Origin of the sequence: Petralouisia muris (genome assembly GCF_004793545.1) — a bacterium.
Classification (GTDB): domain Bacteria; phylum Bacillota; class Clostridia; order Lachnospirales; family Lachnospiraceae; genus Petralouisia; species Petralouisia muris.
On the sequence record NZ_SRYA01000002.1, the window covers coordinates 18,419 to 34,215 of the forward strand.

Genomic DNA, 15,797 nt, shown 5'->3' on the forward strand with positions numbered 1-15,797 from the left:
AGATAGAAAGGTCGTGAAAGAATGGAAATACCGGTATATTTATTTTCCGGCTTTATGGACAGCGGGAAAAGCTCTCTGATACGTGAAACGCTGATCGAAGGGGATTTCAGTGAAAATGGCAGGACGCTGCTGATTCTTTGTGAAGACGGGGAAGTGGAATTTGAAGAAGAGGAATTGCAAAAAGCCAATACGAAGCTGGCGATGATAGAAGAAGAGGAAGCATTTACCACCGAAAAGTTAGAGGAACTGGGCAGCGCTTACCGTCCGGCTCAGGTGTTTATTGAATACAACGGAACCTGGCAGATGTCCACATTTCTGGAAAAGGAGCTTCCCCAAAACTGGGTTTTGGTGCAGTCTTTGGCAACGGTTGACGCTTCCACTTTTGAAATGTATCTGGCTAATATGCGCGCCATGATTATGGAACAGTTGTTTGCAGCGGATGTGGTGATTATTAACCGCTGCAGCGATGATACCCCCAAGGGCAAATTCCGTCGGGCGATTAAGGTTTTAAACCGGAAAGCCCAGATTGCCTACGAGCGTGAAGACGGAACCATTGATGATAATGATATGGAAGAACTGCCCTATGATTTGAATCAGGATGTCATTGAGATTACTGATATGGATTACGGTATCTGGTACATGGATGCACTGGATGATCCGAAAAAGTATGAGGGGAAAAAGGTGCAGTTTCTGGCATTGGTGTACCGGCCGGAGAAAATGAAAAAGGGAGTGTTGATTCCGGGAAGGTTTGCCATGACCTGCTGCGCAGATGATATTACTTTTGTGGGATTTAAATGTAAATTTAACAAAGCTGCAGACATTCCCCATAAATCCTGGATTACCATTACGGCTGAAATGAAAAATGAATTCGCTATGGAATACAGGGGAAAAGGGCCGGTGCTGTATGCTTTGGAGGTAAAACCCGCAGAAAAACCGGAAGATGAGCTGATTTATTTCAGTTGAAAACAGGATGGGTTATATGGAACAGGAAAGCAGATTATCAGATCGGATTGCAGACAGCATCTTATCCATGATTACGGTGGAACAGCGGTTTCTGCCAGGCAGCAAGCTGCCGAATGAAAACATATTATCGGAAGAATTAAAGGTAAGCCGCACCACACTGCGGGAAGCTATCCGGATTCTGGTGACAGGAGGAATCCTGGAAATCCGGCGGGGCAGAGGGACTTTCGTAAGGGAAGATTTTGAAGTCGGCCGGTTCCGAGAATTTTCCCGCCTTACCCCAGCATCAGTTAATGTCAGAGATTTGTACGAAATGCGTCTGATTTTTGAGCCGGAGGCTGCGCGTTATGCGGCCGCCCGGGCTACGGAGGAAGAAATTCAGCGTATTCTGGCTTTGGGAGAAGAAATCGAAGAACGGATTCGGCAGGGCAGGGACCGCACCCGGGTGGAACAGTCTTTTCACAAATCCATCGCAAAAGCCACCCACAATGAGTTTATTAATCAGCTTATGCCGGTAATATATGAAGGAATCAATAAAGGGGTAAAATTGTCAGAGTCCCATGAAGAGGCGGTGCAGGCCACATTGGCAGATCATAAGATGCTGATGGACTTTTTGAAAGCGCGGAATGGGGAGGGGGCGTGCAACGCCATGCGGATTCATATTTTGCACGCTATGGAACAGCTTCCCATGGAATAATATCCAGATGGCGGAATGTGGAGTGTGCAGCGGGAAAATATCAAAGATGGTCCAAAGTGCAGAGCTTAAAATTGAATTCCAGAGTTCGGGAAAAGGAGAAATCAATGGAAAGAAAGATATTAAAAGAAATTTTAACAAATGTAATTCTGATTTTGCTGGCGCTGGCCTTTGGGTTCTTTTTAAATAAATTTATGATTGCCAATGCACAAGTGCCAACTTCTTCTATGGAGACTACCGTGATGGCGGGAGACAGAATTCTTGTAAACCGGCTTTCCTATGTGTTCAGCGAACCGAAACGGGGAGATATTGTGACCTTTGTCTATCCCGATGATGGCAAGACTCTGTATCTGAAACGGATTATGGGGCTGCCAGGAGAAACCATTGAGGGAAAAGACGGCATAATCTATATTGACGGAGAACCGTTAAAACAGGATTATACAGAAGAAGTAAGCGAGGATGATTTCGGCCCTTATACGGTGCCGGAGGGAGCTTATTTTATGATGGGGGATAACCGGAATGATTCTTGGGATTCCAGGTATTGGGAACATAAATTTGTGGAGCTTCAGGATATTATCGGAAAAGCTGCGGTTAGTTATTTTCCCCATCCCCGTGTGCTGAAATAGCAGGAGCGGGGAATCAGAAAGAGGCTGTCAGGGTGGGACAGCCTCTTTTTTTAAGTGGAATTTTTGCGGCTCTGCAGTATTTTGGCGATGGTTTCCAGGATTAGGGGAATATCAATGGGCTTTGTCAAATGGGCGTCCATGCCGCTTTCCCTGGACATTTGCTTGTCACTGTCAAAAGCGTCCGCTGACAGCGCAATGATAGGGATATGGGACAGTACCGGATGCGACAGTTTGCGGATTGCCCTGGCCGCTTCCCAGCCGTGCATTACAGGCATTTGAATATCCATCAGAATCAGGTCGAAATCCTCCGGAGAAGCAAGTTCTATTCTTTCTACGGCAGCCTGTCCGTTTATGGCTGTTTCCACAATGAATCCCATACCCTGAAGGATTTCCGTTTCAATTTCCAGATTAGCCATATTGTCGTCCACCAAAAGAATCTTCTTATTCAGCAGGCTGGAAAATGCGTCTTCCGTATGGTTGGCGGAAGAGAGGGGATGGGTCTGCAGCCGGAGCCTTAAAATAACGGTAAATGTGCTGCCTTTCCCCGGAACGCTGTCGATCTGAATGGTTCCGCCCATCATATCCACAATGCTCTTGACAATGGTAAGTCCCAGCCCTGAACCGTGGATACCGCTGAATGTGGTATTTTTTTCACGTTCGAAGGGTTCGTAAATATGCTTCAGGAAGTCTTTGCCGATGCCAATGCCGGTGTCCTTTACAACAAATTGGTAAACGGCGAAATTATTGGGGAATTTCTCCAGCTCTTCTGCGGTAATCTCTACGGTTCCGTCATTCTCCGTATAAGTGATAGCGTTGGAGGCCAGATTTGTCAATAGCTGGCGCAGCTTATCCTGATCCCCGAAAATATCGCAATGGGTCATACCGGAAGAATCTACGGAAAAAGTGATATTTTTCTCTTCCGCCTGAGGAAGCAGGTTCTCGTGGATGTCCTGAATAATATCGCTCAAATTGCACTCAGTTTCCGTAATGCGGGTGTCATTGGATTCAGACCAGGAAATTTCCAGCACTTTTTCTATCAGTTCTAAAAGCTGTCTGCTGGCAATGTCAATCTTACGAAGATAATCCGAAACAGCCTGGCTGTCGTTTATATGATTTCTGGCAAGGGTGGTATACCCAAAAATTGCGTTCAGCGGCGTCCGCATGTCATGGGACATATTGGATAGGAATGTGTTCTTGGCGTTGATTGCCAGGTTGGCAGTGTTCAGCGCTTCTTCAAACAGCTGCTTTTGTTCCATTTCCCGCCGGACTTCCTCGTCTACCTTCCGGTAGCCCATGACAACCTGGGAAATGTGTTCCTGGTTGCCTACATTTACAATACGAAACTGCAGGTACTGCAGTTCTCCGTTGCTGATTACACGGTAATTGGTATAATATGTTTTGCTGGTTGCCAGCTTTTTACGAATGTATGCAGGATCGCAGACCTTGAGGATTAGTTCCCGGTCTTCTGGATGGACCCAGGTGTTTACATAATCCTTCACGTACCAGCTTAATTGCCGGGGCTGAAATTTTTTGCCGAATTGAAGCTCTGTCCGATCGCTGAGACGGTAGGGCAGAATCCGGTCGGCGTCCAAATCGGCGTAAAGGATGGAATCGTAATTGACGCTGAGGCCTTCGATGACTTCCAGACGGCGCAGGTGTTCCTGATTAATCAGCTTCCGTTCTTTGTCGTATTCTTCAATCAATGATTTCAGTTTCTGTTCTTTTTGCTTTTTTTCTTCCAGCAAACGTTCTTTTTCGGAAAGATGACGGTTCTTTTTTTCCGTGGCGTCTATGATAAATACATAGAAAATATTTCCCACAGAGTCGATATGCAGATAATGTCCATAATCTTCAATCCAGCGGATTTCCTGATCTTTTCGGATAATCCGGTATTCTACATAATCCAAATCGTGTCGGCTGTGGGCAATTTGTTCCTGAATGCTCTGTTCCACTGCCTCCAGATCCTCCGGGTGAACGATGCCGCGGAAGGATTTACCGGTAAATTCCAGAAATTCTTCAATGGTATCGCACTGAAAGATCCGAAGCAGAGCTTTGTTAGCATGGATAATTTCTTCTGATTCATCGGCGCGGTAGATTAAAAAGCCGCCCGGCATCTCATCCATAAAAGCTATAATTTCCTGAATCGTCTGGTTTTCCTGGGGTTTTGAAGTAGTCAGGAGATATTCGATCAGGTTATGATTCGTTGTAGGTTCACTCATGATATGTCCCCCTGATAAACAGATTATCGTACACTAAAATATGAATTAGTATAGCATAATTTGGCAAAAAAGTCAATTTAGAAGTGGCAGATTTGTCAAACAACAGTATTGACAGCAGACAACTAAAAGGGTATAATATATTCAACTCATACAAAAATGAAGAAAGAGAGGAAGAGAAATGAGAAGCGATAATGTGAAAAAAGGGATGCAGCAGGCGCCCCACCGTTCCCTGTTCCATGCACTGGGATTTACCAGAGAGGAAATGGACAAACCCTTAGTAGGGATTGTAAGTTCTTACAATGAGATTGTTCCGGGCCATATGAATCTGGACAAGATTGTCGACGCAGTAAAGCTTGGAGTGGCGGAAGCAGGCGGCGTGCCGGTGGTTTTCCCGGCGATTGCAGTCTGTGATGGAATTGCCATGGGCCATACCGGTATGAAATATTCCCTGGTAACCCGTGATTTGATTGCGGATTCCACAGAATGTATGGCGTTGGCCCATCAGTTTGACGCATTGGTGATGGTGCCTAACTGTGATAAGAACGTGCCGGGACTTTTGATGGCGGCGGCAAGGGTGAATGTGCCCACAGTCTTTGTATCAGGCGGCCCTATGCTGGCAGGCCGTGTGAAAGGGAAAAAAACCAGCCTTTCCTCCATGTTTGAGGCGGTAGGCTCCTATGCGGCAGGAACCATGACAGAGGAAGACGTATGTGAATTTGAGGAAAAGGCATGCCCTACCTGCGGTTCCTGTTCCGGTATGTATACTGCGAATTCCATGAACTGTCTGACCGAAGCCCTGGGCATGGGACTGAAAGGGAACGGCACCATTCCGGCGGTATATTCGGATCGTCTCCGTCTTGCCAAGCACGCAGGCATGGCAGTCATGGAGATGTATAAGAGAAATATCTGTCCCAGGGATATTATGACAAAAGAAGCCATTTTAAATGCATTGACGGTGGATATGGCACTGGGATGCTCCACCAACAGCATGCTTCATCTTCCGGCGATTGCCCATGAGATAGGATTTGATTTTGATATCGGATTTGCCAATGAAATCAGTGAAAAGACCCCCAACCTCTGTCATCTGGCGCCGGCAGGGCCTACCTATATGGAAGACTTAAATGAAGCAGGCGGCGTCTATGCGGTTATGAACGAACTGGCAGAGCTGAATTTATTAAATATGGATTGTATTACTGTGACGGGAAAGACCGTAGGGGAAAACATCAAAGGATGCGTCAATAAGAATCCTGAGGTTATCCGTCCATTGGATCATCCCTACAGCGCTACAGGCGGCCTTGCGGTGTTAAAAGGCAATCTGGCTCAGGAAGGAAGCGTGGTAAAGCGTTCCGCAGTTGCGCCGGAAATGATGGTGCATGAAGGGCCGGCGCGGGTATTTGACTGTGAGGAGGATGCAATCGCAGCCATCAAAGGCGGGAAAATTGTTGCCGGAGATGTGGTGGTTATCCGCTATGAAGGGCCGAAAGGCGGGCCGGGCATGCGTGAAATGTTAAATCCAACTTCAGCAATTGCAGGAATGGGCTTAGGATCTACGGTTGCGTTGATTACAGACGGAAGATTCTCTGGAGCAAGCCGCGGGGCTTCCATCGGGCATGTTTCTCCAGAAGCAGCCGTGGGAGGAACCATTGCGCTGGTGGAAGAAGGAGATACCATCAAAATTAATATTCCGGAAATGAAGCTGGAACTGGATGTGCCAAAGGAAACCCTTGCAGAACGGAAAGCAGCCTGGACACCCAGGACTCCGAAGGTAACGGAAGGTTATTTGGCCCGTTACGCCCAGATGGTAACTTCTGGCGCAACCGGCGCTGTGATGAAAAAAGAACTGTCATAACACAGGGAGATTCATATGTTGAGAATTGGATGTCACCTGTCTTCTTCCAAAGGCTTTTTAGCCATGGGAAAGGAGGCGGTGAAAATAGGAGCGAATACCTTTCAGTTTTTTACCAGGAATCCAAGAGGCGGCAAGGCAAAAGCATTAGATCCGGAGGACATTGCCGCCTATCTGGACTTTGCAAAGGAGCATGGGCTGGCGCAGATTCTGGCCCATGCTCCCTATGTCCTGAATCCATGCGCCAAAGATGAAGGGCTGCGGCAGTTCGCCTTCGATACCATGTGCGACGACTTAAGCCGCCTGAAATATATTCCAGACGCCATGTATAATTTTCATCCCGGCAGCCATGTGAAACAGGGGACGGAAACAGGGATTGCGTATATTTCCGATATGCTGAACAGAATTAATGAGAAGGAATATCAGACCGTGATACTTCTGGAGACTATGGCGGGAAAAGGGACGGAGATTGGCAGGAATTTTGAAGAACTTCGGAAAATCATAGATCATGTGGAAGACAGCAGCCGCCTGGGAGTTTGCATGGATACCTGTCACGTATTTGACGGCGGATATGATATTGTGGAGCATTTGGAACAGGTGATGGAAGAATTTGACCGCATCATTGGCTTAAATCGGCTGAAAGCCATGCATCTAAATGACAGTATGAATAAGCTTGGAAGCCACAAAGACCGCCATGAGAAAATTGGAGAAGGCAATATCGGCCTTCCCGCCTTTTGCGCCATTGTCACCCATTCCAAGCTGCGCCATCTGCCGTTCTTTTTGGAAACGCCCAATGACCTTGACGGGTATCAGCGGGAAATTGCATTGCTGCGGAAAGAAGCCGAATTATGAAGAAGAAAAAGTTATCTGCAATCCGAAGAGGCGGCGCGATAGCAGGCGGATGCTGCCTCCTGTGTCTGCTGGTTTGCGCTTTCTTTTTTTTGCGGAATCCAGGAAAGCAGAACAGAGAAACCAAACCAGGGCAGTCCGCTGCAGCTGAAGAGCGGGAGGATGGAAAAGAGCCATCCAGCGCATCTTCCGAACAGGAAAATGGAACAGAGCAGAGCGGCATGTCCGCAGGCCAGGAAGACATACAAGATCTGTCCGGCGCATCTTCTGAACAGGAAGACGTCAAAGAGCCGTCAGAAAATAGCGGGCAAAGCAGTGAAGAAGAGGCCCAAAGTTCCCGGCGGCAGGCGGGTATGGAAGATTCCAGCAAACAACCTGCAGCGCAGGCGCAGAGCTCACAGGTATTGGAGCTGTCCGATATCCTGGCAATGCCCGCCGGGGAGGTTCTGGATACTTCCGCTTTCTCAGAAGACATTCTGGACAGTCTTTTCTTCAGCGAGGAAATATCAGAGGAAATCCGACAGCGGATCTGGGGGAATTCCTATCAGGAAAATAACTATGTTTCTCTGTCAGATCTCCGCTATCTGCGGGTGCTTCATGTGGGATTTGACGGAGAAACCCACATTGGGGAATTAATGGTCAACCAGTCCATTGCAGAGGATATCTTAGAGATTATGTCCGAGCTTTACCGTCAAAAATACCCTATCGAAAAAATGCTTTTGATAGACGAATACGGGGCAGATGATGAAAGCTCCATGTCAGATAATAATACATCTGCCTTTAATTACCGTGAAATTGCAGGATCTTCCAAGCTGTCCAGGCACGCCCTGGGATTAGCGATAGATATTAATCCAAGATATAATCCCTATGTGAAGCATACGGGGGACGGCGGGCTTCTGGTAAGCCCTGCAAACGGCGGGGAATATGCAGATCGGAATCAGGAATTTTCCTATAAGATTACAGAAGGCGACTTGTGTCTGCAGCTTTTTTCTGAACATGGTTTTGCCTGGGGCGGATACTGGAATTCGGTTAAAGATTACCAGCATTTTGAAAAATAATGGACTTACTCTCTTTTGGGAAACGCTTTCTATTCAGCGCTTTCCAAAAGAGCCGTTCGTATCCAAATACAAAAAGCTCTGTCAAGTTTCACTTCGCTTTTGCTTTTTTGTTATTATCAAATACGCAATCACACAGATTACAGACGACAACAGCGAACCCAGCGGCGCGGCAAGCCCCATAGGAAACAAATTGTTTGGATATCTTTGTGAAGTAAGCCAGGAAACAGGAATACGCATCAGCACAATAGATAAGGAGTTGTGCAGAAAGGAAACGCCGGATTTCCCCAGGGCGCAAAAATACCCCGAAAAGCAGAAATGTATTCCTGCAAGTGCGCAGTCCCAGACATAGCTTCGCAGATATTGGCTGCCGAGACGGATTACATCGGCGTTTTCCTCAAACAGCCCAATGATCTGCGGAGCGATAAATTCTATAAGGATGGACGCCACAGTCCCGAAGCCAATGGAAATGATAAGGGCGCAGCCCAAAGTCTGCTTTGCCCTGTCATGCTTTTTAGCGCCGATATTCTGTGCGGCAAGTGCAGAGACTGCTGACAGCATGGAGGATGGAACCAGGAACAAAACGCCGATGACCTTTTCCACGATGCCTACGGCGGCAGCGTCATTGAGCCCCCGGCGGTTGGCAATAATTGTAATCACAAGGAAGGCAATTTGAATAAATCCATCCTGCAGGGCTACTGGCAGGCCAATCTTCAATATCCCTCCCATTACATTTCTTTGAGGCCTGAAATCGCTTTTTTTCAGGACCAGTCCTGTTTTTCTTTTCAAAATTACCAGAAAAGCCGTAAGAATAGAAATGGTCTGTGAGACTGTGGTGCCAAGAGCGGCGCCTATAGCCCCCATTCCCAATGTCCCGATAAAAAGATAGTCAAGGACAATATTGCAGACGCAGGCTACTGCGACAAAATACATGGGCCTTTTGGCGTCTCCAAGGCCCCGGAAGATGGAACTGAGAATATTGTAAGCAGTAATAAATGGAATGCCTGCAAAGCAAATCCTGAGATAAGCCAAGGTGCCTGGAATTGCTTCCGAAGGCGTAGACATTGCGGCCACAATTGGTTTTGCCAAAAGAAGCAGCAGTGCGGTAACGGCAAAAGAACCGGTTACAAACAAAGTGACGGTATTTCCCACCAGCCGGGAAGCTTTTTTTATTTCCTTTGCCCCTACGGCAAGTCCAATGGTTACGGTTGCGCCCATGGCAAGTCCTACAATCATGACAGTGATCATGTGCATAACCTGGCTGCCGATGGATACGGCGGTAATGCTGTCAGTGGCGTTAAACTGGCCGATGATAAACAAATCGGCCATGCCGTACAAAGTCTGAAGAAAGAAGGACAGCATATATGGTAAAGAAAAAAAGAGAATGTTTTTCAATACGCTGCCTGAGGTTAAATCTTTTTCCATAATTTTTGACACGTATGCTTTCTTTGGCGGAAGAATGTCAGATTTTCGTTCCGAAACCATACGGATTGCTCCCAGGCTATTTTAGCACAAACCGGAGGATTGTGGTATATTTTTCATTTTTTACGCCCTTGAATCTCTTGCAGTTTGGGAAATGCGGCGGATCACTTGATTTTTTCAGTGGGAGTAAGGCAAAGTACTGCCCAAAGAAAAAGAGAACCTTTCTGCCGGATAAAAATTTTAAATTCTATGGTTCTGCGGAAAATGGCAGATACCGGATTTCCAAGAAAGAGGGAAAGGAGTTGTGCAGCAACGCCAATGGCTTGGATGTTATCTTTAAAGTGAAAAATAATAAAGTGGTTTCCATCAGCTTTGTCAGCTGACAGAAGAAAATTGCATCAAACGCAAAAAAACTCTTGCAGTTTTTGAAAGCCCATGTTAGAATAGTTTCCAGTCAAAAGCGATGAAGGCGTTCAGTAGAGAACTGCACTGCTTCCAGAGAGAGAGGGCCGTCGGCTGTAAGCCCCCTTAAGAAAAGGCAGCAATCGAATTTCCCGCCGGAGCTGCATATCTGAAACAGAAATTTTTTGGAGTAAGATGTGACGTTTCCTGCACGTTACGCAGAAGAAGTGTTTGAGAATTGCTGCGGATAGAATGCGGGAATTCTTAAGAATCAGGGTGGTACCGCGGAATTTTTCGTCCCTATGCTTAGGCATAGGGGCTTTTTTATCTTATAGCAAGGACTGTGTTACTGTGAAGTGTTAAAGTTCATGACTTTCCTATTAAGATAAAAGCCCTTCGGGCAGGATGCGAGAATAAAAGGTTGTTGTCAAAGGAGAATGATAATGAAAGAAAAACTGGAACAGATTAAGAAAAAGGCAGTCCGTGAAATCCAGAATTCTGATGGGCTGACGAAATTAAATGATGTGAGAGTTGCGTTCCTGGGCAAAAAGGGAGAACTGACAGCCGTATTAAAAGGCATGAAGGACGTGCTTCCTGAGGAGCGCCCCGTTGTGGGACAGTTGGTGAATGAAACCAGAGAAAGCATTGAAAGGCTGATTGAAGAGACAAAGGCCAGGTTAGAGGCGGCAGAGCGGGAATTGAAATTGCAGCAGGAAGTGATTGACGTGACGCTTCCCGCAAGGAAAAACCGTGTGGGCCACCGCCATCCCAATACCATTGCATTAGAAGAGGTGGAGCGTATTTTCGTAGGCATGGGCTATGAAGTGGTGGAAGGGCCGGAAGTGGAATACGATTACTATAATTTCGAAGCGCTGAACATTCCGGCAAACCATCCGGCCAAAGACGAGCAGGATACTTTCTATATCAATGATAAGATTGTGCTTCGTACCCAGACCTCACCGGTACAGGTGCGGGAGATGGAAAAAGGAAAGCTGCCGATCCGCATGATTGCCCCGGGTCGTGTGTTCCGTTCCGATGAAGTGGACGCCACCCATTCCCCTTCCTTCCATCAGATCGAAGGACTGGTAGTGGATAAGCATATTACCTTTGCCGACTTAAAAGGAACGCTGGCAGAATTTGCCAGACAATTATTCGGAGAAGGAACCAAAGTAAAATTTCGCCCCCATCATTTCCCCTTCACAGAGCCAAGTGCGGAAGTAGACGTGACCTGCTTCAAATGCGGCGGGAAAGGGTGCCGATTCTGTAAAGGCTCCGGCTGGATTGAAATTTTAGGCTGTGGAATGGTGCATCCAAGGGTTTTAAAAATGAGCGGAATTGATCCGGAGGAGTATTCCGGATTTGCCTTCGGCGTGGGGCTGGAGCGTATCGCATTGCTGAAATATGAGATTGACGATATGCGCCTGCTTTATGAGAATGATGATCGCTTTTTGCAGCAATTCTGAAAATCAGAAGAGGGAACAGAGACGTTCATAGAAAGATAGGAAAACAGAAAGGAATCAATCGTTATGAATACATCATTATCATGGATTAAGGCTTATGTGCCGGATCTGGACGTAACGGCCCAGGAATACATGGACGCAATGACACTTTCCGGTTCCAAGGTGGAAGGGTACGAAGAATTGGACGCAGATCTGGATAAAATTGTCATCGGTCAGATTAAAAAAATAGAAAAGCATCCAGACGCTGATAAACTGGTGGTATGCCAGGTGGATGTGGGCGCCAGGGAAGAGATTCAGATTGTCACTGGCGCTCCCAATGTAAAGGAAGGCCAGAAGGTTCCGGTAGTTTTAGACGGCGGACGGGTGGCGGGAGGCCACGACGGAAAGAAAACTCCCGGCGGCATCAAAATTAAAAAAGGAAAATTAAGGGGAGTGCCTTCCAACGGAATGATGTGCTCCATTGAAGAGCTGGGCTCCAACCGGGATATGTACCCGGAAGCCCCAGAGGAAGGCATCTATATTTTCGAAGAGGACGCCGTGGTAGGCGAAAGCGCAGTCAAAGCTCTTGGCCTGGAGGATGTGGTGTTTGAATATGAAATCACTTCCAATCGGGTGGACTGTTTTGGCGTGCTTGGTTTAGCAAGGGAGGCGGCAGCTACCTTCCAGAAGGAATTTCAGCCTCCGGCAGTAACGGCAACCGGAAATGAGGAAGATGTGAATGATTACATTAAGGTTAGGGTAAATGATACCGAGCTCTGTCCCAGATATTGCGCCAGAGTGGTGAAAAATATTAAAATCGCCCCTTCCCCCAAATGGATGCAGCGGCGTCTTGCTTCCCAGGGAATCCGCCCTATTAATAACATTGTGGATATTACCAACTATGTGATGGAGGAGTACGGCCAGCCCATGCACGCCTATGACCTGGATACCATTGCAGGACATGAAATCATTGTAAGGCGCGCTTTAAAGGATGAAAAATTTGTGACCTTGGACGGCCAGGAGCGGACGATGGACGATTCTGTGCTGATGATTTGCGATGGAGAAAAGGCAGTGGGAATCGCTGGAATCATGGGAGGAGAAAATTCCATGATTACAGATCATGTACAGACCATGCTGTTTGAAGCTGCATGCTTTGACGGAACCAATATCCGCCTTTCCAGCAAAAAAGTAGGGCTTCGGACAGACGCTTCCGGCAAATTTGAAAAAGGGCTGGACCCCAACAACGCGATAGACGCCATTAACCGCGCCTGCCAGTTGATCGAAGAGCTGGGAGCAGGAGAAGTGGTCGGCGGCGTGGTGGATGTATACGGCAAAAGGAAAGAGGGAAGAAGGATTCCCTTTGATCCGGAGAAAATAAACCGTCTGCTGGGAACGGACATTAAGAAAGAGACCATGCTGGAGTATTTCCGGAAAATAGATCTGGATTATGATGAAGCGGCGCAGGAAGTGATAGCGCCCTCCTGGAGACAGGATTTGGAGTGCCTGGCGGACTTGGCGGAGGAAGTGGCAAGGTTCTATGGATATGACAATATCCCCACCACATTGCCTACCGGAGAAGCAACCACCGGAAAACTGTCCTTTAAGCTCAGGGTGGAAGAAGTGGCAAGAAATATTGCGGAATACTGTGGCTTCAGTCAGGGGATGACCTATTCTTTTGAAAGCCCTAAGGTATTCGATAAGCTGCTGCTTCCCGCAGACAGTGAATTGCGTAAAACTGTAGTGATTTCCAATCCGTTGGGGGAGGATTTCAGTATTATGCGGACCATTTCGCTGAATGGGATGCTTACGTCCCTGTCTGCCAATTACAACCGTAGAAACAGAAATGTGCGTCTGTATGAGCTGGGGAACATTTATCTGCCCAAACAGGTGCCGGTAACAGAGCTTCCGGAGGAACGCATGCAGTTTACTCTGGGTATGTATGGAGAAGGGGATTTCTATACCATGAAAGGGGTGATTGAAGAGTTTTTCGATAAAGTGGGACTATCTGGAAAAGAAACCTACGATCCCAATGCAGGAAAGCCCTTTCTGCACCCGGGCAGACAGGCAAATGTCATCTATGACGGCCAGGTAATGGGATATCTGGGAGAGATTCATCCTCAGGTGGCAGACAATTATTCTATCAGAGATCGTGTATATGTGGCGGTAATTGATATGCCAAAGGTGGTAGAACGGGCAAGCTTTGACCGGAAATATGAAGGAATTGCAAGATTCCCTGCAGTTACCCGTGACATCAGCATGGTGATGAAGAAAAATATTTTGGTGGGAGAAGTGGAGAAAATATTCGAAGCCAAAGGCGGTCAATATCTGGAAAGCTATGAACTGTTCGACCTTTATGAGGGAGCGCAGATTACGGCAGGATACAAGTCTGTGGCATATTCTCTGACCTTCCGGGCCAAGGACAAGACATTGGAGGAGGCAGATTACGCGCCTGCCATGGATAAGATTCTGAAAGCGTTAGAAGCCATGGGCGTTGAATTGAGGAAGTAAATATTTATGGATGTAAAAGATTTTTACTATGAATTGCCCCCGGAGCTAATTGCCCAGGACCCTTTGGAGGACCGTTCCAGTTCCCGTCTTATCGTGCTTCACAAAGAGACGGGGGAGCTGGAGCACAGGAAGTTTTGCAGTATTTTGGATTATCTGAAACCTGGGGACTGCCTGGTGCTCAATAATACCAGGGTAATCCCAGCGAGGCTCTTTGGAGAGCGGGAAGGCACAAAAGGAAAAGTGGAAATCCTGCTGCTGAAACGAAGAGAGAATGATATTTGGGAAACTCTGGTAAAACCTGGAAAAAAGGCAAGGCCTGGCACTAAAATTCTTTTTGGCGGCGGGATTTTGACGGGAGAAGTGCTGGAAATTGCAGAAGAGGGCAACCGGCTGATTCAGTTTACTTATGAGGGAGTTTTTGAAGCGGTTTTGGATCGGCTGGGACAGATGCCTCTGCCGCCCTATATTACCCATCAGCTTCAGGACAAGAACCGGTATCAGACGGTATATGCAAAATATGACGGTTCTGCAGCGGCCCCCACGGCCGGGCTGCATTTTACGCCAGAGCTGTTGGAAGAAATCAGGCAGAAAGGCGTTTCCATTGCGGAAGTAACCCTTCATGTGGGCCTTGGAACTTTCCGTCCGGTAAAGGCGGATCAGGTAGAAGAGCACCATATGCACTCAGAATTTTATCAGATAGATGAGAAAGCGGCGGAATTGATTAATGAGACGAAGCAAAGAGGGGGCCGGGTCATCTGTGTGGGAACCACAAGCTGCCGCACCATTGAGTCTGCTGCACAGCGTCTGCAGAAGGAGAAGCGGCCAGGGGAGGCAGTTCAGGCAGGAAGCGGCTGGACAGATATTTTTATTTATCCCGGCTATCAGTTTCAGGTGATGGATGCATTGATCACCAATTTCCATTTGCCGGAATCCACGCTGGTGATGCTGGTGTCAGCCTTTGCCGGAAGAGAGCAGGTGATGCATGCCTATGAAACGGCGGTGCAGGAGAGGTACCGCTTTTTCAGTTTTGGGGATGCAATGTTTATTTTATAGAAAATGGTTGGACAGCGATAAATAGTCGGTAATCAGTCTATGGCATAAGCCACCATATTCAAATGGAATAGAAAACCCCGGAGCCACAACTCCGGGGTTTTCATTAGTCAGTCATTCATATGGAAGACTCACATCTCTTAAACCGTAGTATGAATCCGACCTTTAATATGAACTTTGTTATGTGCGGGACAGTAATTCCTGCAGTTTTTAATGTTCTTGTGGATAACCTTGTGGTAAGCGCAGTAGTTCTTGCAGTTCTTAATGTTCTTATGAATTACCTTATGTGTGGAGCAGTAATTCTTGCAGCTCTTGATATTCTTGTGAATTGTCTTGTGCTTTGGGCAATAATTTTTACAGCTCTTGAGACTGGTATGAATGGTCTTATGGTATGAGCAGTAATGATTGCAGTTCTTAACGTTTGAGTGGATGGTATGATGGTAGCCGCAGTAATTTTGACAATCCGTCACATTCTGATGGATAGAATGATGATAAGGGCAATAGTTCTGACAGCTCTCCGGGTTCTGATGATTGGAATGGTGATAAGGGCAGTAAGTTCCAGTATTGGAATACCCTCCGCCGCCATGATGTCCTCCGCCGCCATGGTGTCCATGGGCCATGACAGGCGTTGCAAAGCTTCCGATGCATACAAAGGCTGCCAGCACTGCAGCGGCAGTTTTTTTCCAGTTTTTCAACAATTTCATATACAATTCCTCCAAATAAAGCA

The 15,797-nt window shown here is 47.1% G+C and carries 13 protein-coding genes and 1 other annotated feature; of the genes, 10 read left to right on the forward strand and 3 right to left on the reverse strand.

Going from position 1 to position 15,797, the window contains the following annotated elements:
- Nucleotides 1–21 precede the first annotated feature (21 nt).
- From E5329_RS01245 to lepB, 3 genes are all read left to right on the forward strand, one after another.
- A complete protein-coding gene (locus tag E5329_RS01245) occupies nucleotides 22–963 on the forward strand; it encodes a TIGR03943 family putative permease subunit (protein WP_135987771.1) in 942 nt (313 codons plus the stop codon).
- A 16-nt stretch (nucleotides 964–979) separates the two neighbouring features.
- A complete protein-coding gene (locus E5329_RS01250; RefSeq protein ID WP_135987772.1) occupies nucleotides 980–1,657 on the forward strand; it encodes a FadR/GntR family transcriptional regulator in 678 nt (225 codons plus the stop codon).
- A gap of 104 nt (nucleotides 1,658–1,761) precedes the next feature.
- Nucleotides 1,762–2,280, forward strand: a complete 519-nt coding sequence (gene lepB / locus E5329_RS01255) for a signal peptidase I (protein WP_135987773.1) — start codon at nucleotides 1,762–1,764, stop codon at nucleotides 2,278–2,280.
- 50 nt (nucleotides 2,281–2,330) lie between these two features.
- Here the strand turns inward: lepB and E5329_RS01260 are convergent, their stop codons facing one another.
- Nucleotides 2,331–4,499 carry a hybrid sensor histidine kinase/response regulator gene (locus tag E5329_RS01260; protein WP_135987774.1) on the reverse strand — a complete coding sequence of 723 codons (2,169 nt, stop codon included), beginning with the start codon at nucleotides 4,497–4,499 and terminating at the stop codon, nucleotides 2,331–2,333.
- A gap of 178 nt (nucleotides 4,500–4,677) precedes the next feature.
- On the opposite strand from E5329_RS01260, the gene ilvD reads away from it, so the two are divergent.
- The 3 genes from ilvD to E5329_RS30335 are packed head-to-tail and all read left to right on the forward strand — an operon-like array spanning nucleotide 4,678 to nucleotide 8,252.
- Nucleotides 4,678–6,348 carry a dihydroxy-acid dehydratase gene (gene ilvD / locus E5329_RS01265; protein ID WP_135987775.1) on the forward strand — a complete coding sequence of 557 codons (1,671 nt, stop codon included), beginning with the start codon at nucleotides 4,678–4,680 and terminating at the stop codon, nucleotides 6,346–6,348.
- Nucleotides 6,349–6,363: 15 nt separating this feature from the next.
- Nucleotides 6,364–7,197 carry a deoxyribonuclease IV gene (locus E5329_RS01270; protein WP_135987776.1) on the forward strand — a complete coding sequence of 278 codons (834 nt, stop codon included), beginning with the start codon at nucleotides 6,364–6,366 and terminating at the stop codon, nucleotides 7,195–7,197.
- Complete coding sequence (locus tag E5329_RS30335) at nucleotides 7,194–8,252, forward strand: M15 family metallopeptidase (protein WP_275442899.1); 1,059 nt, start codon at nucleotides 7,194–7,196, stop codon at nucleotides 8,250–8,252. The genes E5329_RS01270 and E5329_RS30335 overlap by 4 nt, the downstream gene beginning before the upstream one ends.
- An 81-nt stretch (nucleotides 8,253–8,333) precedes the next feature.
- Here E5329_RS30335 and E5329_RS01280 read toward each other — a convergent pair whose 3' ends face one another.
- A complete protein-coding gene (locus E5329_RS01280) occupies nucleotides 8,334–9,734 on the reverse strand; it encodes an MATE family efflux transporter (RefSeq protein WP_330571876.1) in 1,401 nt (466 codons plus the stop codon).
- 41 nt (nucleotides 9,735–9,775) lie between these two features.
- Here E5329_RS01280 and E5329_RS01285 point away from each other — a divergent pair, with 41 nt between their 5' ends.
- The 4 genes from E5329_RS01285 (at nucleotide 9,776) to queA (ending at nucleotide 15,073) form a co-directional block, all read left to right on the forward strand.
- Nucleotides 9,776–10,054: a hypothetical protein gene (locus tag E5329_RS01285; RefSeq protein WP_135987777.1), complete on the forward strand. Its 279-nt coding sequence runs from the start codon at nucleotides 9,776–9,778 to the stop codon at nucleotides 10,052–10,054.
- A 71-nt stretch (nucleotides 10,055–10,125) separates the two neighbouring features.
- Nucleotides 10,126–10,378 (forward strand) — a binding site (T-box leader).
- Between the two features lie 138 nt (nucleotides 10,379–10,516).
- Complete coding sequence (gene pheS / locus E5329_RS01290) at nucleotides 10,517–11,536, forward strand: phenylalanine--tRNA ligase subunit alpha (RefSeq protein WP_135987778.1); 1,020 nt, start codon at nucleotides 10,517–10,519, stop codon at nucleotides 11,534–11,536.
- A gap of 63 nt (nucleotides 11,537–11,599) precedes the next feature.
- On the forward strand, nucleotides 11,600–14,020 hold the full coding sequence (gene pheT, locus E5329_RS01295) for a phenylalanine--tRNA ligase subunit beta (protein WP_135987779.1): 2,421 nt from the start codon (nucleotides 11,600–11,602) through the stop codon (nucleotides 14,018–14,020).
- Between the two features lie 6 nt (nucleotides 14,021–14,026).
- The gene (gene queA / locus E5329_RS01300) at nucleotides 14,027–15,073 is read left to right on the forward strand and encodes a tRNA preQ1(34) S-adenosylmethionine ribosyltransferase-isomerase QueA (RefSeq protein ID WP_135987780.1); all 1,047 of its coding nucleotides are present in this window, start codon (nucleotides 14,027–14,029) and stop codon (nucleotides 15,071–15,073) included.
- 137 nt (nucleotides 15,074–15,210) lie between these two features.
- Here the strand turns inward: queA and E5329_RS01305 are convergent, their stop codons facing one another.
- A complete protein-coding gene (locus E5329_RS01305; RefSeq protein WP_135987781.1) occupies nucleotides 15,211–15,774 on the reverse strand; it encodes a hypothetical protein in 564 nt (187 codons plus the stop codon).
- Between the last annotated feature and the right edge of the window lie 23 nt (nucleotides 15,775–15,797).